This is a genomic window from Pseudomonas sp. 65/3-MNA-CIBAN-0223 (assembly GCF_040310425.1).
Classification (GTDB): Bacteria; Pseudomonadota; Gammaproteobacteria; order Pseudomonadales; family Pseudomonadaceae; genus Aquipseudomonas; species Aquipseudomonas gregormendelii.
The window spans coordinates 30,138-52,142 of record NZ_JBEOPV010000026.1; the positions used below are offsets into that span (position 1 = coordinate 30,138).

At 60.0% G+C, this 22,005-nt stretch carries 19 protein-coding genes and 1 pseudogene; 9 read left to right on the forward strand and 11 right to left on the reverse strand.

The window, feature by feature from the left end; all coding sequences use genetic code 11:
- Positions 1-21 precede the first annotated feature (21 nt).
- The 3 genes from AAEZ09_RS24495 to AAEZ09_RS24505 all read right to left on the reverse strand — a co-directional run bounded on the left by AAEZ09_RS24495 (position 22) and on the right by AAEZ09_RS24505 (position 2,566).
- The gene (locus AAEZ09_RS24495) at positions 22-1,266 is read right to left on the reverse strand and encodes a serine hydrolase domain-containing protein (protein ID WP_350601129.1); all 1,245 of its coding nucleotides are present in this window, start codon (positions 1,264-1,266) and stop codon (positions 22-24) included.
- Between the two features lie 138 nt (positions 1,267-1,404).
- Entirely contained in the window at positions 1,405-1,968 is a 564-nt protein-coding gene (gene mug, locus AAEZ09_RS24500) for a G/U mismatch-specific DNA glycosylase (RefSeq protein ID WP_236695827.1), read from the reverse strand.
- Entirely contained in the window at positions 1,943-2,566 is a 624-nt protein-coding gene (locus AAEZ09_RS24505) for a TetR/AcrR family transcriptional regulator (RefSeq protein ID WP_350601130.1), read from the reverse strand. Before AAEZ09_RS24505 ends, mug begins: the two co-directional genes overlap by 26 nt.
- A 260-nt stretch (positions 2,567-2,826) precedes the next feature.
- Between AAEZ09_RS24505 and AAEZ09_RS24510 the strand changes: the two genes are divergently transcribed.
- From AAEZ09_RS24510 to AAEZ09_RS24530, 5 genes are all read left to right on the forward strand, one after another.
- A complete protein-coding gene (locus AAEZ09_RS24510; RefSeq protein WP_045057892.1) occupies positions 2,827-3,963 on the forward strand; it encodes an HlyD family secretion protein in 1,137 nt (378 codons plus the stop codon).
- Positions 3,963-5,438 (forward strand): DHA2 family efflux MFS transporter permease subunit, encoded by a 1,476-nt coding sequence (locus tag AAEZ09_RS24515; RefSeq protein WP_350601131.1) that lies wholly within the window; start codon positions 3,963-3,965, stop codon positions 5,436-5,438. Before AAEZ09_RS24510 ends, AAEZ09_RS24515 begins: the two co-directional genes overlap by 1 nt.
- A 19-nt stretch (positions 5,439-5,457) precedes the next feature.
- Positions 5,458-6,945 carry an efflux transporter outer membrane subunit gene (locus tag AAEZ09_RS24520; RefSeq protein WP_350601132.1) on the forward strand — a complete coding sequence of 496 codons (1,488 nt, stop codon included), beginning with the start codon at positions 5,458-5,460 and terminating at the stop codon, positions 6,943-6,945.
- Positions 6,946-6,960: 15 nt separating this feature from the next.
- Positions 6,961-7,911, forward strand: a complete 951-nt coding sequence (locus AAEZ09_RS24525) for an aldo/keto reductase (RefSeq protein ID WP_350601133.1) — start codon at positions 6,961-6,963, stop codon at positions 7,909-7,911.
- Positions 7,912-7,983: 72 nt separating this feature from the next.
- On the forward strand, positions 7,984-8,916 hold the full coding sequence (locus tag AAEZ09_RS24530) for a LysR family transcriptional regulator (RefSeq protein ID WP_350601135.1): 933 nt from the start codon (positions 7,984-7,986) through the stop codon (positions 8,914-8,916).
- Between the two features lie 44 nt (positions 8,917-8,960).
- Here AAEZ09_RS24530 and AAEZ09_RS24535 read toward each other — a convergent pair whose 3' ends face one another.
- Together AAEZ09_RS24535 and AAEZ09_RS24540 are read right to left on the reverse strand one after the other, a co-directional pair.
- Complete coding sequence (locus AAEZ09_RS24535) at positions 8,961-9,221, reverse strand: DUF2790 domain-containing protein (protein ID WP_350601136.1); 261 nt, start codon at positions 9,219-9,221, stop codon at positions 8,961-8,963.
- 351 nt (positions 9,222-9,572) lie between these two features.
- Positions 9,573-9,884, reverse strand: a complete 312-nt coding sequence (locus tag AAEZ09_RS24540; protein WP_045059058.1) for a cupin domain-containing protein — start codon at positions 9,882-9,884, stop codon at positions 9,573-9,575.
- A gap of 296 nt (positions 9,885-10,180) precedes the next feature.
- Here AAEZ09_RS24540 and AAEZ09_RS24545 point away from each other — a divergent pair.
- Positions 10,181-10,567: pseudogene (locus AAEZ09_RS24545) on the forward strand (helix-turn-helix domain-containing protein); the annotation flags it as partial.
- Between the two features lie 20 nt (positions 10,568-10,587).
- Here AAEZ09_RS24545 and AAEZ09_RS24550 read toward each other — a convergent pair.
- Together AAEZ09_RS24550 and AAEZ09_RS24555 are read right to left on the reverse strand one after the other, a co-directional pair.
- Entirely contained in the window at positions 10,588-12,447 is a 1,860-nt protein-coding gene (locus AAEZ09_RS24550; RefSeq protein ID WP_350601138.1) for an ABC transporter ATP-binding protein, read from the reverse strand.
- A 105-nt stretch (positions 12,448-12,552) separates the two neighbouring features.
- Positions 12,553-13,764 carry an MFS transporter gene (locus AAEZ09_RS24555; protein WP_045059056.1) on the reverse strand — a complete coding sequence of 404 codons (1,212 nt, stop codon included), beginning with the start codon at positions 13,762-13,764 and terminating at the stop codon, positions 12,553-12,555.
- 241 nt (positions 13,765-14,005) lie between these two features.
- On the opposite strand from AAEZ09_RS24555, the gene AAEZ09_RS24560 reads away from it, so the two are divergent.
- From AAEZ09_RS24560 to AAEZ09_RS24570, 3 genes are all read left to right on the forward strand, one after another.
- Positions 14,006-14,899, forward strand: a complete 894-nt coding sequence (locus AAEZ09_RS24560; RefSeq protein WP_350601139.1) for a LysR family transcriptional regulator — start codon at positions 14,006-14,008, stop codon at positions 14,897-14,899.
- 199 nt (positions 14,900-15,098) lie between these two features.
- Positions 15,099-16,040: an EamA family transporter gene (locus AAEZ09_RS24565; protein ID WP_045059054.1), complete on the forward strand. Its 942-nt coding sequence runs from the start codon at positions 15,099-15,101 to the stop codon at positions 16,038-16,040.
- Positions 16,041-16,136: 96 nt separating this feature from the next.
- Positions 16,137-16,436, forward strand: coding sequence for a hypothetical protein (locus AAEZ09_RS24570; protein WP_350601140.1), 300 nt, complete (start codon positions 16,137-16,139; stop codon positions 16,434-16,436).
- Between the two features lie 43 nt (positions 16,437-16,479).
- Here the strand turns inward: AAEZ09_RS24570 and AAEZ09_RS24575 are convergent, their stop codons facing one another.
- From AAEZ09_RS24575 to AAEZ09_RS24590, 4 genes are all read right to left on the reverse strand, one after another.
- Complete coding sequence (locus AAEZ09_RS24575) at positions 16,480-16,842, reverse strand: response regulator (protein WP_350601141.1); 363 nt, start codon at positions 16,840-16,842, stop codon at positions 16,480-16,482.
- A 24-nt stretch (positions 16,843-16,866) separates the two neighbouring features.
- Positions 16,867-18,309: an ATPase domain-containing protein gene (locus AAEZ09_RS24580; RefSeq protein WP_045059064.1), complete on the reverse strand. Its 1,443-nt coding sequence runs from the start codon at positions 18,307-18,309 to the stop codon at positions 16,867-16,869.
- Positions 18,310-18,397: 88 nt separating this feature from the next.
- Positions 18,398-19,708, reverse strand: coding sequence for a sensor histidine kinase (locus tag AAEZ09_RS24585; RefSeq protein ID WP_350601142.1), 1,311 nt, complete (start codon positions 19,706-19,708; stop codon positions 18,398-18,400).
- A gap of 175 nt (positions 19,709-19,883) precedes the next feature.
- Positions 19,884-21,998, reverse strand: a complete 2,115-nt coding sequence (locus AAEZ09_RS24590) for an EAL domain-containing response regulator (RefSeq protein WP_350601144.1) — start codon at positions 21,996-21,998, stop codon at positions 19,884-19,886.
- Positions 21,999-22,005: the final 7 nt, after the last annotated feature.

A 22,005-nucleotide genomic window follows, 5' to 3' on the forward strand; every position in this document is an offset into this window, starting at 1 on the left:
AACGTCATCCGACACGCTGAATTACTTCAACGCAGCTACCACGGCATCAAAAAATACCATCGGGTCGATCGGCTCTTTATCAACCGGCTTGGGCTGGGCACCGAAGGTGACAATTACCACGTTATTGGCGGGGTTGATGTAGATGTTCTGGCCTTGGATACCGACCGCGGAATAGGCGCCGTCTTTCACCGACGGCTCGGTCCATGCCGTCCACCACATGTAGCCGTAGTCCAGGGATTTGCCGCCTTTGAGGGTGGTCGGCAGCGTCGCCTCCTTGACCCAACCCTCGGGTAGAATCGACGCTCCATCGATCTTGCCGCCGTTCATGAAAAACAGCCCGAAGCGTCCATAATCGCGCAGCGTGGCGCTGATACCGCTGCCACCGATTTCCACGCCGTCAGGTGAATCGAGCCACCACCGGGCATCACTCTCCATACCGAACGGCTGCCAGATCTTCTTCGACAGATAATCGGCCAGCGGCATCTTCACAGCGCCACGAACGATCTCTCCGAGTACCTGCGTTTCGCCAGTGCTGTAATTGTTGGTCGTGCCGGGCTCAGCCGCTCGCGGCAAACTTGCCATCAACGCCATGGCCGAACCCGGTTTTTGCGATATTTGCGCTTTGAGTAGCGCACGACGGTCAGACGCTGGGTCGGTGTAGGTCTCGTTCCACTTCACCCCCGACGACATCATCAGCACGTTGCGCACGGTTACGCCATCGTAGGCGCTGCCCTTTAGTTCTGGAACGTAATCCACCACTTGCGCATCGAGGCCCTTGATAAGGCCGTCTTTGATCGCTGCAGCCGCCAGCGTAGAGGTAATGGATTTGGCCATCGACATCGACATCCAGCGCGTTTTCTCGGTGTTGCCACGCTGATAGGTCTCGAACACGACCTTGCCGTCCTTGAGCACCAGCATCGCCGTAATGCTGTCCAGTGCGACGAAGTCATACAGGTCGTACTTTTTGTCCCCTACAGTAAAGCGCACGTCGGGCAACTGTTTTTCCGATTTCGCCAGCGCATACGGGTGATCGCCGGCCTTGATCCTGTGGGTAGGGAACAGCCGGTCGATGTTGCGGTAGGTACTGACCGCAAGATCGGGGAGCATGGCGCCGTCATAGATCTGCTCGACGGTGCCAATCGGCTCCTGGGAGTGGGGATAGTCGTCAGCCCATGCGCCCGAGGTGATACCCGCAGAGAGCAGACCCAGCGAGAGAAGCAGCGCCCGACCAGGCGCAGCCGGACGAAAAATAACGGATGAGTGCATAACCTATCCTTTTTTGTTTTTGCCGTTCACGAACATTGGGACACGCACGCGCTTGAACCATAGCCTACTCATTGGGATTGCGCCGCATGGGCAGCGCTGATGGAATGGCGGATATGTTTCACGTTTATGTCTTTGCGCTCAATCGGCCACCCGCGCTCCAACCACAGATGCCCGGTAGAGCTCTCGATACGCCGCCGCCAGTTGCTCCAGATTGAAAGCCAGATTACGTCCACTGGGGTTCGGCAGAATCCACACTGCCGCGCCAGCAAACGTCTCCGCCTGAAGCCCCCATTGCAGCTGTTTTCGCCCGGACAATCCGGCGTATGCAGCTTTACCAAGAAACGCCACGTAGCGAGGCGCACAGCGGGCGATCTTCTGCTTGAACCCGACAGCTACAGCGCTGAATTCATCAGCCGACAACTGATCCGCCCGCGCCGTCGGCCGCTCGACGACGGCGGTCAATCCGCAGCCGTATTGCAGAAGCGAGTGGTCGTCTACCGCGCACACTACATGCGGGGTGAACCCGGCCAGATGCAATGTGCGCCAAAAGCGATTGCCCCGCCCTGCGAAGTGATGCCCCTGGGCGGCGGCCAACAGTCCGGGATTGATGCCGCAAAAAACCACTGACAGTTTTTCGGCCAGAATGTCCTCAAGCCCCTCTCCCACCTGACACCTCTCAGCCGCAGATGACGCGAACGGCATTACGAGCCTGCGCGCTCAGTTCCTCGCGGGATTTGCCGGCGCGGGCGCGGATTGAAATGCTGTGCAGCAACGACGACGCCAGTACCGCCAGGGATTCGGCGTCAACATCGCCTGGCAACTCGCCGGAGGCGACGGCCTTGCGCAGCCGCGCTTCCAGATCAGCATCCAGTTGACTGAGTCGCAGTGACAGCACTTCGCGGATCTGCAGATCCTCGACCGCTTCAGTGGTCGCCGTGCCAATCGCAAAACAGCCACGAGGCTGGCCGTCACCCGAGAAGTAAATCGCCAGTTGCCCCTCATAGAAGGCTATCAGCGCTTGCGCAAGCGTCAGGTCGCTGTTGTTCAGCGCGGCCTGCATCGTGGCATGGGCAGTTTCCCAATATTGGTCGAGCGCCTTTATATACAGCGCGTGTTTATCGCCGAACGCAGCATAGAGGCTCGGCCGGTTCATTCCGGCGGCGCTGGCGATGCTATCCAGCGAAGCCGCCGAATAGCCGGTGTTCCAGAACACACCTAGCGCCTGGTTCAGCGCGGTCTGCGGATCGTAGGCGCGGGGACGGCCGCGGCCTTTTCCTTCCGTCGTTTTATTTTGTGCCATATCGTACAAATTCCTTGCAGGAAGGGTTAGTCACCCATATTCTTACACCATCGCACAAAATTGAGGAAACACAAATTCCTTGATTCGCAGTTTGTTGTAGCGGAGCTCGAACCGGGTCTGGCAACGACGAAAACAGCGGCAACGGAGCCACCCTCCCCCCGCCGCGCACGGGCTTGATTACTCACGGCAATGATGATGTCGGGGCCGCTGGCGATTGCGCACAGGTCGGCCCGATTTCCCGGTTACAGGTGGATTCGATCATGACTAAGCAATTCGATCTCTCGGCAACAAACGCCCAACAACATCCAGGTCCTGACCTGGGTGGCACCTCGCCAAAAAAGCAGTTCAAGGAGAAGCTTCGGCCGCTGCTCATGGCCGGCCTCCCGGCGCTGTTTGCAGCGCTGGGCTGCAACTATTACCTGGCCAACGAGCCCTTCGTTTCCACCGATAACGCCTACGCCCGGGTCGCAAAAGCCTCGATCAATGCGCGGATTTCCGGGCAAGTGGTCGAGATCGCGGTGGAAGATAACCAATCGGTGCACAAGGGCCAGGTGCTGTTTCTCATCGATCCGGCGCCGTTGCAGATCGCCGTCGACCGCGCCGAAGCCCAACTGGGTAACGCCCGGCTGCGCATTGACAGCCTCAAGGCCAGCTATCGCCAGCAACAGGCCGAACTGCAATCGGCCAGGGCGTCGGAGGATTACGACCAGAAAGAGTTCGTCCGCAAAAAAGCCCTGGTAGCCGCCGACTTCGTCTCACGAGCGGTATACGAACGGGCAGAAACCGACCTTAAAGTCTCGCACCAACGCATCGCCTCGATTGAACAACAAATCGCCAGCACGGTGGTCGCGCTGAACGGAAACGCGAACATCGCTATCGACAGCCACCCGACCGTTCGCGAGGCCAAGGCGCAGCTCGATGAGGCGCGACTGTACCTGTCCTACGCCACCGTGACCGCACCGGACGACGGAATCGTTGCCAAGGTCGACGATCTGCAAGTCGGCAACTACCTCAACAGCGGCGCGCCCGCGTTCGCATTGATTTCCAACCGCGAGATCTGGGTCGAAGCCAACTTCCGCGAGACGCAAGTCACGCACATGCGCCCCGGGCAGGCCGCGACCATTTCGATCGATACCTATCCGGATCGCCAGTTCAAGGCCCACGTTACCAGCATGAGCCCGGGCGCAGGTTCCGACTTTGCTCTGCTGCCGCCGGAGAACGCTACTGGTAACTGGGTGAAAGTCGTGCAACGGGTGCCGGTACGGTTGGAGCTGGATGAGCTTGATCCGAGCCTGCCGCTGTTTTCCGGTACCAGCGCCACGGTCCGGGTCGACACCGGGCACCGTACGCCATGGTGGCATCCCCTCAAGTCGTTGCTGAGCGCAGGTGACTTCTGATGAATACCACCACTTCGGCGGCAGCCGACGCCCGCGCCCTGCGCTTCGTCGCCCTGCTTGCGACCTACCTGCAGTCGGCCAACCTGCCGCTGCCCAACGCGGCACTGCGCCTGATTCAGGGCAGCCTGTCGATGACCGACGACCAGGCCGGGTGGATCTTCACCGCGTACCTTGCCGCTAGCGCCATCACCACGCCGGTCGCTCAATGGCTGGCCGGGCGCTTTGGTTTGAAGCTTGTCTATCAGACTGCGCTCGCCGCGTTCGCCACGGGCCTGTGGCTCGTTACCCTGGCCGACACGCCGCTGACGTTTATCGCCGCGCGCATCCTGCAAGGCCTCGCCGCCGGCGTGCTGGCGCCGTTGTCGATGGCTATTGCCATGGAGACGCTGCCCGCCGCACGCCACCAGGGCTTCGGCCCGAAATGGACGGCGCTGGTATTGTTCGGCATCGTCAGCGGTCCGAGCATCGGCGGTGTGATCTGCGAGTACTTCGACTGGCGACCGATGTTTTACCTGAGCCTGCCACTGACCGCTTACATCTTCATGGTCGTAACACTGTTGCTCTCCGAGAAGAAAGCCGCACAGCGTCCTGCATTCGATTTCTTCGGCTTTGCCAGCTTCACCCTCGGCATGATCGGGCTGCAAATGCTCCTCGACCCTGGCGAACGGCTGGACTGGTTCGACTCGCCGGAGATCTGGATCGAAGCGCTGGCCAGCGCGCTCGGGCTGTACCTGTTCGTGGTGCATGTGCTGACGCGCCAGGTGCATTTCCTCAGCAAGGGGTTGTTCGCCGACCGCAACTTCCTGTGCTCAACAGCAATCTTCTTCGCCCTCGGTTTCGTGTTGCTGTCGACCATGGCGCTGACCTCACCGATGCTCGATGAAATCCTCGGTTACCCGCCAGACACCACAGGGTTCCTGACCATACCGCGCGGCATTGGCCTGGTCGGCGCTTTCCTGCTGATGGGCCGGGCGCCGACGCGGATCGATCCTCGGTTGTTTGTTGTCCTCGGCATCGCGCTCGTGGTGTACGCCAACTGGCTGATGCTCGGCTACTCGCCACTGATGGACTGGACGCCCGTGGCCGTCAGCGGATTCGTCCAGGGCGCCGGACTCGGCATGTTGATGCCGGCCCTGAGCAAAGTCGCCTTCAGCACCCTCGATCCGCAGCTGCGCCCGGAAGCCACCGGTTTCTTCAACCTGATGCGCGTCTACGGCAGCACGCTTGGCGTGGCGGTGGTGCAGATCTACTTCTTCAACAACACCCAGTCCATGCACTCGGCGCTGGCCAGCCAGCTGACGCCCTATCGCCATTCGCTGCCGACGTCCCCGCCAGCGCTCGAGGGCTTGAACCATCTGATCACCCATCAAGCGGCGTTTATCGCGGTCATGGGCCAATTCAAGATTCTGCTAGTGGCGATGCTGGTGGCCAGTCCACTGGTGCTGTTCCTGCGCAAGCCCGTTGCGGCCAACTAATGTTAGTGGAGTCTGGAACATGAAATCTTTTACGCGCTTCATCTCGCGGCAATCGTTGCCGACGAAAATCACCCTGTTGGCGGCGCTGGTCATGCTGTCGGCCTGTACTGTCGGGCCGGACTTTCAGCGACCCGATGTCAGTCAATCGCAACACTACGACCAGCAGGCCGAGCAGACACAGGGCGCGCCGGGGGCTCAGCACTTCGACATGGGCCAACGCCTCAACGGTGACTGGTGGTCGGCGTTTCACTCGCCGAAGCTCGATCAAGTGGTGCGTCGCGCCATCGCTGGCAACCTCGAACTGGTTGCTGCCGACGCCACCATTCGCCAAGCCGCGTCCTCGGTGGCAGCCGCTGAAGGCGCGCTGTATCCGCAAGTGGATTTCGCCGGCCAGGCCGGACGCCAACGCACGCACAACGGGCCGGAACCCGTGGTGGAAAATTTCTACGCAATCGGTCCACGAGTCGCGTTTGATCTGGATGCGTTTGGTGGCAACAAACGGCGGGTCGAACAGCAGCAAGCACTGACCACTCTGCAAACCCATCGCTACGAAGCCGCGTACCTGACGCTGACCGGAGACGTCGCCAGTCAGGCATTGCTGCTCGCCTCGGCCAACGCGCAGATCCAGGCCGTGGAAACCCTGCTGGCCAACGACACGAAGAATCTCGACCTGATCCGCCGCGCCCATCAGAGCGGCAGCACCAACCAGATCGACGTATCCCTGGCCGAAACCCGCCTCGCCCAGGATCGCACCCTGCTGCCGCCCCTCGCCCAGCAGCGCGATGCCGCACGTCATGCGTTGTCGATTCTGGCCGGCGCAGGTCCGGCGGACTGGATTGCCCCCGACTTCAGCCTCGATGACTTCAACTTGCCGCAGAGCATCCCGGTCAGTCTGCCGTCGGAGATGGCCCACAGCCGGCCGGATGTGCTGCAAGCCGAGTCGGAACTGCACATCGCCAGCGCCGCCGTGGGTGTCGCCACCGCCAATCTGTACCCGCATGTCGAGCTGTCCGCCTCGCTAGCGCAAGCGGCATCCGGCAACGGGGGCGCCGCACTGTGGGGATTCGCCGCGGGGCTGACCGCGCCGATCTTCAATGGTGGCACGCTCAAAGCTGAACGTCAGGCGGCCGTCGAAGGCTACAACGCGGCACTCGCCCGCTATCAACAGACGCTGATTCAGTCGTTCGGTCAGGTCGCGGACACCTTGCAGGCGATCAACCACGGCGCGGAGCGGAGCCAGTTCCAGGACGACGCCTTGCGCGCCGCCGATAGCAGTTTGCGGCTCAACCAACAAGCTTACGTGCAGGGAGAAAACAGCGTGCTGCAGGTGCTCGAAGCCGAGCGCGCCTACCAGCAGGCGCTGCTCGGCCAGATCCAGGCCCGGACCGCGCGATACCTCGACAGCGTGCACCTGTTCGTCGCGCTCGGCGGCCACTCGGTTGGCGTGTTCAAGCAACAAGTCGCCGCCCACGCCGCTGCGAAATCCCTCGCTCAACAACCGCTGTAACGACGGAGAAACGCCATGACCTACGAAGCCTTTCACGATGCACTACGCGACACCCGTTTACCGCTGAACAATGGCGCTGGCACGATGCCGGCGGTGGGATTCGGCACGCTGTTCCGCGACCTGAGCACCACCACCGAAGCGGTCAAATGCGCCCTGGAAGTGGGCTTTCGCCACTTCGACTGCGCCGAGCGCTATCGCAATGAAGAACAGATCGGCGTGGCCTTTCAGCAGGTGTTCGCCGCCGGTCTGATCCGACGCGAAGACGTGTTCGTCACCACTAAACTGTGGAACACCAACCACCGTCCGGAGCGAGTCGAAGCAGCACTCGAAGCGAGCTGCCGGCGCTTGCAAGTCGACTACATCGATTGCTACCTGATTCACACGCCGTTCGCTTTCCAGGCGGGTGATGACCAGGACCCTCGCGACGTGTACGGGCATGTGATTTACGACGGCGAGGTCAAGTTGATCGATACCTGGCGCGCCCTGGAGAACCTGGTGGATGAGGGTCGCTGCAAATCCATCGGCCTCTCGGACATCACCCTCGACGCTCTCAAGGAAATCGTCGCCGCCGCACGGATCAAGCCGGCCGTGGTGCAGATCGAATCGCACCCGTACTTGCCTGAATGGGAGCTGCTGGAGTTCTGCAAACAGCACGGCATACTCGTCCTCGCCTTCGCCCCGTTGGGCCATGGCATGCAGCCGAATGTGCTGGAGGACTCGGTGATCACCGGCATCGCCAAGCGCGTGCAGAAGACCCCGGCACAAGTGCTGCTTGCCTGGGCTGTGCAGCGCGGTACAGCGTTTCTCACCACTTCGGCGACGCCAGGGCACATTCAGGAGAACTTCGACATCAGCACCCTGCCGCAGCGCGCCATGCGGGAGATCAAGGACGAGATCACCACGCGGATTCGTTTCAACTCCGTGGTGGAGACAGGGGTGCCGGGGTTTATTCCACGCAAGAAGTGACACACGATAGATAGACGGCCTCCGAGCGAGGCCATCTATCTATTTTTCCAGTGAATTTGCGGGAGCACCCCGATGGACGTCTTCCAGAGCATGCGCTTCTTCGTCTGCGTCGCCCAAAGCGGCAGCTTCACCGCCGCTGCGCAATTGCTGGATACCACCACGACCAACGTCTCGAAAACCATCACCGCCCTCGAAACCCGGCTGCACACGCGCCTGATCAACCGAACCACTCGACGTCTGGCCCTCACGGAGGCCGGCATGCGCTACCTGAAACGTTGCGAAAAGATCATTGACGACGTGCGCGACGCCGACGACGAAGCTGGCACCGCGCAAACCCTTCCCGTCGGCCGCCTGAAAATCCACACCATGTCGGCTATCGGCAACCATTACTTGATCGACGCCATCGCCAGATACCGCGAGATCCACCCCACCGTGATGTTCGACCTGACCCTGACAAATCGCGTCCCCGACCTGCTCGAGGAAGGCTACGACATGTCCATCGTCCTGGCCCGCGACCTGCCCGATTCCGGCTTCGTTGCACAACGGCTGGGTACCACCTACAGCGTGCTGTGCGCCTCGCCGGCCTACCTGAAAAAACGCGGAACCCCCGACTCCCCCGCCACACTCGGCGAACACGATTGCCTGCGCATCGTCAACACAGTGATGCCGGAGGAAAACTGGACATTCGAAGGGCCCGAAGGCATGGAAACCATCAACATTCCGGTGTCGCCCTTGCACATCAACACCGCTGACGGCATGACCATCGCGATCAACAAAGGCATGGGAATTGGCATACAACCGGTTGCATCGGCCGTGGACGGCTTGAGGGCGGGAACGCTGGTGCGGGTCTTGCCGAAATATCGGATGGAAGAGTTGAACCTGTTCGCGATCTACCCGTCGCGCAAGTTCGTCGATGCGAAAATCAAAACCTGGGTGGAATTTCTCAAGCAGTCGATACCAGAGCGACTGGCATCGGATGAACACATCATCGGACCAGGAAACTGAGCGTAGCGGCATGGAGTGTCGACCCTCCAACGCCAGCACCGGACTCAACTTGAGCAGCCGGTCCCCATCACGTGATACTGCAAAACATGGCGCTCGCCGTAAGAGTCCTCATAAGTCATCCGAACCGGCACCGGGGCACACTCGTTGGCTGGTTCGCTGATGGAGATGACGTGCTCGATGTCCAGTTTGGTTGCGTAGTCGTAGGTCTCGATTGGGATGGTTTTGGACTCGGCGTTGTCCGCCGCATAGGCGTGTGCACCGAAGGTGCCGAAAAGTATGAGCAGGGCTGTTTTCTTGAAGGTCATGATGTTCACCGCCTCGTTGAGGAAGCCGCGAAGCGTAATTGCTGGCGGCTTGGGGGCGATGTTAGGTGGCGCGGGGTGGGAGAAAAACGGGGGGGTTGGACAAAGAGTATTGCCGGAGTTTGTATGAATCGAGGATTGCATGACCAGGGGCGGTTACGTGTTTCTTACGTTCCGCTGAAGAATCCCTTCATGAGGCTTACGTGAGAGTCTTCATGAACGGAGTAATTGGCTCAGAATAGCTTCTGATGACCGGAAGCTTTTTTGCCAGGAGCGACCTGTCGCCAATGCACGCTATCGATCCCGAATGATCTGTCAGAGCCGCTGATAGTGATGAGCGCAAGCTTAGGTCGTTCAAACGCTGCCCTCACGTTCGACAACCAGAATCCGCGCTTCTCCACGAGGATGCGCAACGTGCTCACATCCAACCCCTGCGAAGAACACGTCGCCCACCACCAATGTCACGACGCGCTCGATGCCTGATTCGCGATAATGCATATCTACCGTGCCGTCGAGGACGGCGAATACCTCCTCGCCATCATTGACATGCCATTTGTACGGCTGGTCGGTCCAGTGGAGGCGGACGGTGGTTCCACCCATGTTAGCAATGTCGTCAGCGCCCCAGGCGCGACTGGCGGTGAAATCCTTGCTACGAATAACTCTCATGGATTGTGTTTCTCGAACAGATAGCAAATTTGTCCCAATCTATCAGAACCTTTGACCGTCCACTGCTAACCAAAAAGAAGGCCAATGCGAGATGCACGTTATCGGAAAAGGAACCGGATCTATTGTCCTCCGATTTCGGATCGCCCCAGGTGGTGACATACACGGGATACCGAACTTTTCCGCACGCATTCGCGATGCTCGATGAATGTTGTGCTGCAACATTCCCTGTAGGAGCTGCCGAACGCGGCCCGAGCCTTCGGCAGCTCCTACAAGGCGGCGGTGGCATGAGGCGACGTCTCAACCTGCTCGACACCCTGTTGCGTCCCGGCGGCTTGGGAGACTGTCTGGTGAACGCACAGGAAATCCGGGCTATTGCGTGGCAACGCGCCGCCAGGGAAGCCATCAGCAATCCCGACTTGGCGCGTCTTATGCAGCACCTGGCAGGGCCGACAGACATCCCGCTGGACACACCATCGTCACCCTTGATACTGACCCGAGTGCGCACCAACAAAGGGGAACTGCGATTCCTATCCACCTTTACAACGTTCGGCATGCCGCTCGATATCACCGTGGCCTCATTGCGCATCGAGCACCTCATCCCCGCCGACGCGCATACCTGGCAGAGGATGAAAGAAGCTTACGAACTGTGGTCAGCGGCCGGTGCGGAGACGGCGCATGAATAAACGCGCCGGACACTTCACGCTCACTCCTGCTCCATAAACTCGGCCACCCCTCGATCCTCCCCCAGAAAACCGCCGCTCTGGTGATGCCACAGCCGCGCATAGATGCCGTTCTTAGCGAGCAGTTCGCTGTGAGTGCCCTGCTCGATGATACGGCCGTCATCCATGACAATAAGTCGATCCATGGCTGCGATCGTGGACAGCCGATGGGCGATTGCGATCACGGTCTTGCCTTGCATCATGTCATCGAGGCTTTCCTGAATCGCCACTTCGACTTCCGAGTCCAGTGCACTGGTGGCCTCGTCAAGCAGCAGGATCGGAGCGTTCTTGAGCATCACCCGGGCGATCGCGACGCGCTGGCGCTGGCCGCCCGAAAGCTTGATGCCGCGCTCGCCTACCAGGGTGTCGTAGCCGGTGTGGCCTTGTCGGTCGCTCAGTTGGCTGATGAACTCATCGGCCTGCGCACTGGCCGCAGCACTGCGGATTTGCGCGTCGCTCGCGTCAGGTCGGCCGTAGGCGATATTGTCGCGGATGGAACGGTGCAACAGGGAAGTATCCTGAGTGACCATCCCGATGGCGCTGCGCAAGCTGTCTTGCGTGACGTGTGCGATGTTTTGCCCGTCGATGCAAATCTCTCCTTTGTCGACGTCGTAAAAGCGCAGCAGCAGGTTGATAAGCGTCGACTTCCCTGCCCCGGAGCGGCCAACCAGACCGATTTTTTCGCCCGCGCGGATGTTCAGGCTCAGGCCATCGAGCACCTGGCGCTCGCCGTTGTAGTTGAAGCTGACGTTGTCGAAAGTGACCGCCCCGCCAGAAGTCACCAGCACACCTGCGTCCGGCGCGTCCTGCACCTTGGGGCCGTGGGTCAGTGTGGACATGCCGTCCTGCACGGTGCCGATGCTCTCGAACAGAGAGGTCATTTGCCACATGATCCAGTGCGACATGCCATTGATGCGCAACGCCATGGCGGTGATGGCCGCCACGGCACCGGCGCCGACCTCGCCTTGGTGCCATAGCCACAGGGCATAGCCGCCGGCCGCCATGATCAAGGCCACCACCAATGCCTGGTTGACGATCTCGAACTGGCTGACGAGGCGCATCTGGCGAAAGCCGGTCAGCTTGAAATCCTCCATGGCTGCACGCGCGAAGTGCGCTTCACGATTGGAGTGGGAGAACAGCTTGACCGTCGTGATGTTGGTATAGGCGTCGGAGATACGCCCGGTCATCGAGGAGCGCGCGTGCGCCTGTTCCTGCCCGACTTTGCCCAAACGGGGTACGAAATAGAGCATGGCTAGCCCGAACAGCAGGATCCAGGCAATGAAAGGCAGCATCAGTTTCAGTGCGAAGCCGCCGGCCAGCGCAATGATCGCGATGAAGTACACGCCTATTCCCGGGACGATCTCAATAAGGGTGAACAGCACGTCGCGCACGGCCAGCGCAGTCTGCATCACCTTAGTGGTGACCCGGCCGGAAAACTCATCGGAAAAGAACGAAAGGCTCTGCCGCAGCATCAGGCGGTGGAAGTCCCAACGCAGCCGCAACGGCAGGTTGATCGCCAATATCTGGTGCTGCACCATGGTGCGCAACGCCACCAGTGCAACACTGGTCACCATTACGATGCCCATGCCCCACAGCACGCGACTTTCCTGGGCCGCGGCATCACCGCCGGCTTTCCAGGTCGAGAGCAGATCCACGACCTGGCCGAGGAAAGAAAACAGCCAGGCTTCGTAGATCGACACACCGGCACTCAGCAGCGCAAACGCAAGAATATAACCGCGCGCGCCCCGTGTGCATGCCCACAGGAACCGCGCCAGCCCCGCGGGTGGCGGTGGTACCTCGTCGGGAGGAAAAGGGTCGAGCCTTCGTTCAAATCCACGAAGCATGGTGGTCTCCAAAAAGATCAAGTTCGGGAGATTCTGCCATTGAACGGTTGCCTTGAGGGTTTCAAGCGGCGGACATTAGCCTGCCTTGATCAAATCCACCTTCCATCAAAGCTGTTTTCGCGATGTGAAAAAGGCCGACACTGCCGCCAGCACCAGCAAGATGGCGCTGGCGAGAAATGTCAGGCGATAGCCGCTTGCGTCGAACAGCAGCCCGCCGAGGGTGGAGCCCAGCGCGATGAATAGCTGAATGACGGCCACCATCAGGCCGCCACCGGCTTCCGCGTCCCTGGGCAATGCCTTGGCCAGCCATGACCACCACCCCACCGGTGCCGCCGTTGCGATCAGGCCCCACAGACCCAGCAATACAAACGCTGCCACGACTCCGTCGCCGAGGACAATCAAGGACAGTGCAATGGCGGCCATCAACAGTGGAATGCAGACCAGTACCCGGTACATTCCGGCTTTCAGGAATGTGCCGATCACAAGGGTCCCGACAAAACCCGCCACTCCGATGACCAGCAGGATCATCGACAACAGGGAGACATCTACACCCGTGATACTTTCCAGGAACGGGCGCAGATAGGTGAACAACACAAATTGCCCCATGAAGAACAGGCCCACACTCAACATGCCGAAACTGACCAATGGCTTTTTGAACAATCGAAAGACATTGCCAGCACCCGCTTCGCGCGGCGCCGCCGGCATGGCTGGCAGGCTGATCCATTGCCAGATCAACGCGATGATCGCGACCGGAATCAGGCACAAAAAAGCGCCCCGCCAACCGATGACACTGCCCAGATAGCTTCCCAGCGGTGCGGCCACTACGGTTGCCAACGCATTGCCACCGTTGAAGATCGCCAGAGCCTTGGGCACGCTATGGGAAGGCACCAGGCGCATGGCCATTGCCGCCGACATCGACCAGAACCCGCCGATCACCACGCCGATCAGCGCACGCCCCATCATGTACACCGTATAGTTTGGCGCCAGGCCCACCACCAGCCCCGAAATACACATCATCCCGGTCAGTAGCAGCAATAGCGTCTTGCGGTCCAGCGAGCCTGCCAGCCTGGAAATCGAAAGGCTGGTCAGCACCGCGAAAGCGCCGGATATGGCGATCCCGTAACCGGCCAGCCCTTCACTGATTTGCAGGTCCGAGGCAATCGGCGTAAGCAAGCTGACAGGCATGAATTCCGAGGCAATCAGCGCGAATACGCACAGTGTCATCGCAAAAATGCCACTCCAGCAGGCCGGCTGTTCGCCAGTCCCAGGCCGGGCTGAGACATCACCTTCCGGGGTGTCGAATACTTGAGCCGTCATGCAAAAACCTCTCATCCAAACGTTGTGGGGTGCAGCCCTGCCCGGTTAGCCAACCACCGTCAGCTGCCGGGTAAAAAAGGCGTTGAGCCGGGTCCAGGGAATCAAGTCCACGCGGTCATACCGATGCACCTGACCCGCACCGGCCATCCAAGCCATCGCCCGTAGGTGACATAGCTTGACTGATCGGGAATATCTTGATTAGTAGTCATAATCTTCATGCGGTTTTGAGAAAAATTCAGTAATGGCCAACACCAAAGTCAACGACCTGCAGGCTTTTTTGGCAGTAGCGCGAGATCAGAGCTTCACGAAAGCCGCCGCCAAACTGGGCGTCTCGCCTTCTGCGCTAAGCCATACGATCCGCGCACTTGAACAAAGACTGGGGATACGACTGCTGGCCCGTACGACACGCAATGTGGCGCCCACGGAGGCGGGGGAACGGCTGATGCGCTCGATTGCCCCGCTCTTTGACCAGATTACCGCCGAGCTTGAAGCGCTGGGCGAGCTGCGGGACAAGCCCAGTGGCACGATTCGTATTTCCTGTACTGACGATCAGATTGAATTGTGCGTGCGGCCGATGCTTGCAGAATTCCTGACGTGCTACCCGGATATCACGCTGGAGTTCTACGTCGACTATGGCTTCACCAACGTGGTCGAGGAGCGATTTGATGCCGGCATCCGAATGGGCGAATCGATCAGCAAAGACATGATCGCCGTTCGCATAGGCCCGGATTGGCGGTTGGCCGTGGTGGGTTCTCCAGAATACTTCGCCCGCAACCCGGCTCCCACAACCCCCCATGAGTTGACCAGACATAAATGCGTGAACATCCGCCACCGACCATCCGGGGCGATCTACGCCTGGGAATTCGAAAACGATGGCAAGGCTTTTACGGTCAAGGTCGACGGCCAACTGGTGTTCAACAGCATCATGCATGTACTCAACGCAGCCGCCGATGGCATTGGCTTGGCCTACGTACCCGAAGAACTGGTTGCACCGTACCTGGCCGACGGCCGACTCCAGGAGGTCCTGGCCGACTGGTGCCCTGAGTTCCAGGGCTACCATTTGTACTATCCCAACAGACGCCAGACGTCTGCAGCGTTTTCTGCATTGGTGGAAGCGTTGAGGTACAGAAACTGACCTAACGAAGTCATACGACCTCTACAGCTTTGCCAAAGCACTAGAAAAATTCAACTTAGCTCAATCCTAAAGCCTTCATCGCTCAAAAACTCTCTTGCCCGGCCTGGCTGAATACGGTACAAATCGAAGCAGTTGTACGACAACATAATAAAAACCCACGAGCCATCCCGAGTTGGCCTGTCACCCTTCGAGATCTGCCATGCCCCGCCCTGCCCTTGCCCAAACCCTACCGGCGCCTTTCCCCCGCCATCTCGCCGTGATCATTCTGTTGTGCATGGGCTGTGCGTTCGCCGGCAACCATGTGGCGGCACGGGTCGCTTTCGATGATGGCGCGGGTGTGTTGCTGGCGATTTTGCTGCGTTCTGGCGGGACCTTGCTGGTACTCGCCATCCTGGTGCTGTGGCAAAAACAGAGTCTGCGTCTGCCGGCAGGTGCCTGGCGCTGGCAATTGCTGTTGGGCCTCCTGATTACCGCGCAGAGCCTGTGCCTGTACTCGGCTGTCGCGCGGGTGCCGGTGGCACTGGCGCTGCTGGTGGCAAACGTGTTCCCCATCCTGCTGGCGTTGCTTACATGGGCAATGGGCGGCCCGCGACCAACCGCGCGCACCGCTATGTTGATGGGTTTGATTCTGGTGGGGCTGGTGTTTGTGCTCGACGTCCCCGGGCGCCTTTCGACCACCAGCGACGTCAGCCCGGAATGGCTCCTGGGCGTCGCACTCGCGTTCTGCGCCGCCAGCGTATTCGCCTGCGCGTTGTGGATCACCGACCACAAATTGGCGCAGGTACGTGGTTCGGTGCGCAGTCTGTTGACCATTTTTATCGTCTTCAGCAGCGTCAATCTGGCGGGCCTGACCGGCGCCCTGCCAGGCGGACTGAACCTGCCCGCAACCTCGACCGGATGGCTGGCCCTCGCCACTCTGGTGGTGCTTTATGGCACCGGTTTTATCGTGCTGTTCATTTCAGTGCCTCGACTGAACATGCCACGCAATGCTCCGGTCATGAACATCGAGCCGTTGGCAACGCTGCTGATGGGCTGGATTGTGCTGGATCAAATGCTCAGCGCGGGGCAGGTGCTGGGAGGGGTGATTGTGGTCACCGGCATCGTTTTGCTGACTTATCGCATGACCGGCGCGCCAAAGTAGGCATCGTCATTACAGGAATGAAAACTCAATATTGCGTAGAAAATAAACCGACTACGCTAAACAGGTCACCATCACGTCGCTACAGGGGACATGGGAATGACCGCCAAAACAGCGCATCCCTGCTCAACCTGGGTCATACCCTCCCTGCTCGCCATTAACCTGGCGCTGACTGCCGGTTGTTCCGGCGGAACCACCACGGCTCGCTACGCGGCTTCGAACGTCGGTTCAAGTTGCTATGCCAAGGCCTTGCCCACGGCCGGCGAAGGCGGCCTGGCGTGGGGGGCTACCCTGAGCATCGCCCGGCAGAAGTCGCTGAATAACTGCGCTCGTTATGCCGGACGATCAGGCGGCACGCCCAGGACCTGCAAGGTGGTCTTGTCGGAGTGCCGGAATTGATGCATCAGGGAGTTGGGGGTGGCGGCAGGTTTTGCCAGGCCGGTCAGCTCAACGCCAGCAGCTCCCGCGCCTTGGCGATCACCAGGTCAATATTGAACGGCTTTTCCAGCACCGCATCGAACAGGTCCGAGCGCTGCATGCCGATGTGGGCCTGGGCACCGCTGATCAGGATGATCGGCAATTGACTGGCCACCGGCAGTGCCCGAACCGCCTTGGCAAATTCGAGGCCGTCCATCACCGGCATCATGAAGTCGGTAATGACCAGCGAAGGACGCTCGCGCTCCATCACCTCAAGCCCTTTTTGGCCATTGCTGGCCTTTACTACCATGAACCCCTCATCCTCCAGCGCGTAGCCGAGGATATCAGCGATCAAGTACTCGTCGTCGACGACCAGGATGGTGGTCATGTCAATTCAACCCGACTCACAGACTTAGGAAATTGAACCGGGCAACGCAGAATCATTGGGGACTGCCGTTGCATGTCGTGAGGCCTTTTTCAGTTCGACGCCGTGTTCATGGATAACCACTTCAAGAAGCGAGGGGTCATAGCCGCTGTCTCGTACCTTGAGAATCGAAAGCAGTCGTCGAAGTTCAGACTGGGTCTCGAAGAAACGCATCAGCATCAGGTTATCGACGATGCTCGACAGGTCCGGCGTCGGCGCACTGACCTCGGAACCGAACAGGTCACGCATCTCCCACGAGGCGAATACCGTCACGCCCCGGGCGCGCAGTTCGCTCATCAGGGCGCTGTAGAAATCAGTGATCCGCGCCGGCGTGGTCGACACCCGTGCCAGACCACTGAGGCTATCGATAAACACGCGCTTGATGCCCTTCTGCTCGACGATGCTCAGCAGGCGTGCACCCAGGCTGTCGATCAAGCCCTCGGTGGTGGGCTGCCAGGCAATGCTGAGCGCGCCACTTTCTTCCATGCCCTTGATGTCGATCCCCAACGACTGGCCCTTGAGCCGCAGCCGTTGCGGACTTTCGTAAAAACCGAAATGCAGGCCGGGGGCGTCCACCGTCGATTCAGCAAGAAACTTGAGGCCCAGGGTGGTTTTGCCGACCCCCGAAGGGCCCATCACCAAGGTCACGGAGGAACTGTGCAACCCGCCGCCGATCAGACCGTCAAGCGCACCAATGCCGCTGGGGATGCGCGTCAGGTCTGCGCTGTCGGGCATGGACGGATGGCTGTAGAGGCTTTCCAAACGTGGATAGACGACCAGGCCGTCATCGGTGATTTCGCATTCGTGCAGGCCGGTAAGCGCGCCGCTGCCCCGGGTCTTGCGCATCTGGATGCGCCGCACGGAACGGGTGCCGAACAGCTCTTCACCGATCTCAATGACGCCATCGACCATGGTGTGCTCGGGGCTGCCGTCATCCAGCCGGGAGCTGGTGAGGAACAGCACGGTGCAACCAGCGAAGGCGGCGTGGCCTTGCAGCTCGGAGATGAATTTTTTCGTGTCGATGGGTGAGTCGGCCTTGGAGCGCGCATTGAGCAAGCCGTCGACCACCAGCACCGTGGCCTTCTGTCGGCTGATTTCACGCCGCAGCAGTTTGACCACTTCGTCCAGGCCTTCGTTTTCCAGGGTGTCGAAAGCGCTGACAAACTGAATCTCGGCGCCGACCCGGGCCGGCTCGAAGAAGCTCAGGGTCGAGAGAAACTGAAACAGGCGATCATGGGATTCGGCCAGCAACGTGGCGACCAGGACCCGGCCGCCATTGCGCGCATGATGAAACCCGAGCTGGTTGGCGAGGATGGTTTTACCAGAGCCCGGGCGTCCTTGAATGATGTAGGACGAACCCGCGACAAGCCCACCCTTGAGCAGAGCATCAAGCCCCTCGATTCCGCTTTGAAGGCGTTTTAGCTTTTCCACAATGAAACCCTGATCTGAACTACAGGCCATCGGCCGAAGGTCTACGATGCTAACGCCATTTTCCGATTCGGGCTATCCACTCGCTCGCTTACGCACAAGGTAAATACAGGGTGAAGGCACTGCCCTGGCCCAGGCAACTGTCCACGCGTATCTCGCCACCAGACTGCTTGGCAAACCCGAACACCTGGCTCAAGCCCAGGCCGGTGCCCTGGCCAACGGTCTTGGTCGTGAAAAAAGGTTCGAAAATCCTTTCGAGACAAAACGGGGCAATGCCCGAGCCGTTGTCGCTGACAGCGATGGCAATGAAGTTGCCTTCGATCGCAGGGTCACCCCGGGTCGCCGGAATACGCTCGGCCGCGGCTACGCTGATGACCAGTTCACCGTGGCCGTTCATGGCTTCAATGGCATTGTTGGCCAGGTTGAGCAGCGCCACTTCGAACTGGCCTGGATCAGCTAGAATCGCATAGCATTCTTCGGGCAAATCGATGACGACGTTGATACCCGATCCAACCTGCAACGTCATGGCGTCGGCGATGGCCGTGACGCTGGCATTCACATCCAGCGCCGACGGATTGAGCGCCTGACGGCGGGCGAATGACAGCAACTGACCAGTAAGGCTGCTGCCTCTTTCCACGGCTTCGGAAATCGCGTCGACCAAGCGCAGACGGCGTTCCTCGGAACTGCCAGGGCGCTTGAGCAAGTCACAGGAGGACCGGATAACGGTCAACAGGTTGTTGAAGTCATGGGCAAAGCGTCCGGTCAAGCGCCCCACGGCCTCCATCTTCTGCGACTGACGCAATTGCTCCGTGCGCACCTGCACCTGATGCTCAAGGGACGCGGCCAAATCGCGCAGATCATCCCGGGCACGGCAGCGTTCGGTTGCCATGCGCGTGCGTTCGGCGACTTCGCGAATCAGCGCCAGCTCATCATCCGACCAGTCGCGAACCTCGCAATGGTTGAGGTAGAGCAGCGCCACCGGCCGGCCTTTCTCGGTGATGGGCATATTGATAAACGACTGGGCGCTGATCGCCTTGAGCTGCTGGGCACTGTCACGAGTTCGCGGGTCCTCGCCGACATCGCGCACCACCACGGTCTCGCTCTTTTTCAGGTCTTCGATGTAGCTGCCGTATTCGCGAAAACTCAAGACGCCAGCCAGGGTTTCAATCCCCGGCGCATTCCAGTCGCGCTCAATCGTGATGGTCTCGGCCACCGGGTCGATGGTGCCGTAGCCGACCCGGCTGACCTGCAATGTGCGCCCGAGTATTTCCGCTGCCGCATAGGCTAACGCGGGCGTGTCATCCAGGTCGCGAATCCGCTCGCCTATCTCTATAAGGGCGAGCCGATGGGTGTCGTAGGCCAGGAAGCCAGCGCCGGCGCCTGGTAAGTGATTAGTTGGCATGTTGAGTCCGGCTCGTTGTGAGACTGCCCTTCGTGCACCGGGCAACGTCGTCTTGTGTAAAGCCAACCTTTGCTTTTTGCCCACCTGACGGCGAGCGCAAAATTGCTCCCCTATGGGCGATGGATTGCAATCCACGGCAAAAGGTTTCAAATTTTTATGTTGAGTATCATCTTACTCAGGTGGATGCCTGCTGCTCGCGCAGGAACACCTCCAGCTCCGGGACTGGCAAGGGCCGGCTGAACAGGTAACCCTGCACCTGGTCACAACCGTTTTCCGTGAGGAATGCCAGCTGCTCGGGGGTCTCTACCCCCTCGGCGATGACCTGCAGATCAAGGCTGTGAGCCAGCTCGATAATGGTCCGGGCAATCGCGGCGTCCTGGGGGTTGCTGGTCACCTCGCGGATGAAGGCGATGTCGATCTTCAGTTTGTCGATCGGGAATCGCCGCAGGTAAGCCAGGCTGGAATAACCGGTGCCAAAGTCGTCGATGGAAACCTTGACCCCAAGTTGTTTGAGCGTTTGCAGGCTGGCGATGGTGTGGGCGGTATTTTCCATCAGTGAGCTTTCGGTCAGCTCGATTTCCAGCCAGCGTGGTTCAATCTGGTTGTCGATCAGGGCCTGGCGGATGCTGGCGATCAGGTCGCCCTCGATGATCTGCTGGCCGGACACGTTGACCGCCACCTGCAGCGGCCCCTGCCCCGCACGTTGCCACTCGGCCATTTTCTGACAGACCTGGGTGATCACCCAGTTACCCACCTCGGTAATCAGCCCCATGCTTTCCAGAATAGGTACGAACACCGCAGGGGACACATTGGCCTGTCCCGGCCGTGGCCAGCGCAACAGGGCTTCGAGCCCGCACACCGCGCCGTCTTCCAGGTCGATCTTGGGCTGGTAGAACAGTTCGAACGCCTGCTGTTGCACGGCTTCGCGCAGGGCGTTTTCCATCTCCTGGCGCGCCGATGCTTCCACGTTCATTTGCGCGGTATAAAACCGGTAGGTATCGCGGCCGATCTTCTTCGCCCGGTGCCTGGCGGTGTTGGCCTGCTTGATCAGACTCTGGGCATCGGCGGCGTCGTTGGGGTACAGGGAAATACCGATACTGGCGGTCATCGAAGTGTCCTGGCCGTCGAGCTGAAACGGCAGGCGCAGCACTTCACGGATGCGTTCGACGGTTTGCAGCGGGTCCGCCTGGCCCTGGCGGAGCATCAGGATCAGGGCGAATTCGTCACCGTGCAAGCGCCCCAAGGTATCGCTGACGTTGAGGCAGCCAGTCAGGCGCTGAGCCAGCTCAGCCAGCATCTGGTCACCCAGCAGGTGGCCCCAGGTTTCATTGACGTTGTTGAAATCGTCCAGATCAACCGTCACCACGGCCAACTGCCAATCGCTGAGCGCCGCCTGGGTGAGCCCCATCTCCAGTGTGGTAAAAAACAGATTGCGGTTGGGCAGGCCGGTCAAGGTGTCGTAGTGGGCCATTTGCAGCATGCGCTGGTCGTTTTCCTTGCGCTGGGTAATGTCGCGCGCGATACCGACAATGATCCAGTCGTCGCCGGTCTTGTAGGCCTGGCGATGGACTTCCACCTCCAGGTAACTGCCGTCCTTGCAACGGATGCGCGACTCCGCAGGCTCGAGCGGCCCTGCGCCGGCGATGATCTGGTCATACAAGCCCTTGAGCTCTTCAATGGTTTGATCGCTGAGGTCCGCAGGTGTCATGCGCAGGAGCTCTTCAGGGGTGTAACCCAGCACCTGGCAGGCCCGCCGGTTGAATTCGATCAGCTGCATGCTGCTGCGGTTTACCAGGAAAATCGCGTCCCCCGAGGCATCCATCGCCGAGCGAAAGCGCTCCAGGTCGATGGTGCGCTGCTGCAGCTGCTCTTCGAGCATCAGGCTGTGGCTTTTGAGGTAGTCGCCGAACGCCTTGAGCCGCAGCAGGTTGCGCACCCGCAGCCACAATTCGGCACTTTCCACCGGCTTGCTGAGAAAGTCTTCAGCCCCCGCCTCCAGGCCCGATATACGCGCACTGTGCTCCCCCAAAGCCGAGAGCATGATGATCGGAATGTTCGAGGTGGCCTTGTCGGTTTTCAGGTGGCGGGCGACTTCGTAGCCGTCCATGCCCGGCATCATGATATCGAGCAGGATCAGGTCGGGCGGCTGTTGCGCAATCATCGCGAGGGCCTCTTCCCCCGAACTGGCGGTTTGTGTCTGATAACCCTGATTCTGCAGCAGGATCTGCAGCAGTTTGCGCACATGGGTTTCATCGTCGACGATCAACAGGGTTGCGGCAGTGTCGGACATGGAGAGA

Coding starts and splice junctions, on each gene's coding strand:
- AAEZ09_RS24495 (WP_350601129.1), bottom strand. CDS start 1,266: ATGCACTCATCCGTTATTTTTCGTCCGGCTGCGCCTGGTCGGGCGCTG.
- mug (WP_236695827.1), bottom strand. CDS start 1,968: ATGCCGTTCGCGTCATCTGCGGCTGAGAGGTGTCAGGTGGGAGAGGGG.
- AAEZ09_RS24505 (WP_350601130.1), bottom strand. CDS start 2,566: ATGGCACAAAATAAAACGACGGAAGGAAAAGGCCGCGGCCGTCCCCGC.
- AAEZ09_RS24510 (WP_045057892.1), top strand. CDS start 2,827: ATGACTAAGCAATTCGATCTCTCGGCAACAAACGCCCAACAACATCCA.
- AAEZ09_RS24515 (WP_350601131.1), top strand. CDS start 3,963: ATGAATACCACCACTTCGGCGGCAGCCGACGCCCGCGCCCTGCGCTTC.
- AAEZ09_RS24520 (WP_350601132.1), top strand. CDS start 5,458: ATGAAATCTTTTACGCGCTTCATCTCGCGGCAATCGTTGCCGACGAAA.
- AAEZ09_RS24525 (WP_350601133.1), top strand. CDS start 6,961: ATGACCTACGAAGCCTTTCACGATGCACTACGCGACACCCGTTTACCG.
- AAEZ09_RS24530 (WP_350601135.1), top strand. CDS start 7,984: ATGGACGTCTTCCAGAGCATGCGCTTCTTCGTCTGCGTCGCCCAAAGC.
- AAEZ09_RS24535 (WP_350601136.1), bottom strand. CDS start 9,221: ATGACCTTCAAGAAAACAGCCCTGCTCATACTTTTCGGCACCTTCGGT.
- AAEZ09_RS24540 (WP_045059058.1), bottom strand. CDS start 9,884: ATGAGAGTTATTCGTAGCAAGGATTTCACCGCCAGTCGCGCCTGGGGC.
- AAEZ09_RS24550 (WP_350601138.1), bottom strand. CDS start 12,447: ATGCTTCGTGGATTTGAACGAAGGCTCGACCCTTTTCCTCCCGACGAG.
- AAEZ09_RS24555 (WP_045059056.1), bottom strand. CDS start 13,764: ATGACGGCTCAAGTATTCGACACCCCGGAAGGTGATGTCTCAGCCCGG.
- AAEZ09_RS24560 (WP_350601139.1), top strand. CDS start 14,006: ATGGCCAACACCAAAGTCAACGACCTGCAGGCTTTTTTGGCAGTAGCG.
- AAEZ09_RS24565 (WP_045059054.1), top strand. CDS start 15,099: ATGCCCCGCCCTGCCCTTGCCCAAACCCTACCGGCGCCTTTCCCCCGC.
- AAEZ09_RS24570 (WP_350601140.1), top strand. CDS start 16,137: ATGACCGCCAAAACAGCGCATCCCTGCTCAACCTGGGTCATACCCTCC.
- AAEZ09_RS24575 (WP_350601141.1), bottom strand. CDS start 16,842: ATGACCACCATCCTGGTCGTCGACGACGAGTACTTGATCGCTGATATC.
- AAEZ09_RS24585 (WP_350601142.1), bottom strand. CDS start 19,708: ATGCCAACTAATCACTTACCAGGCGCCGGCGCTGGCTTCCTGGCCTAC.
- AAEZ09_RS24590 (WP_350601144.1), bottom strand. CDS start 21,998: ATGTCCGACACTGCCGCAACCCTGTTGATCGTCGACGATGAAACCCAT.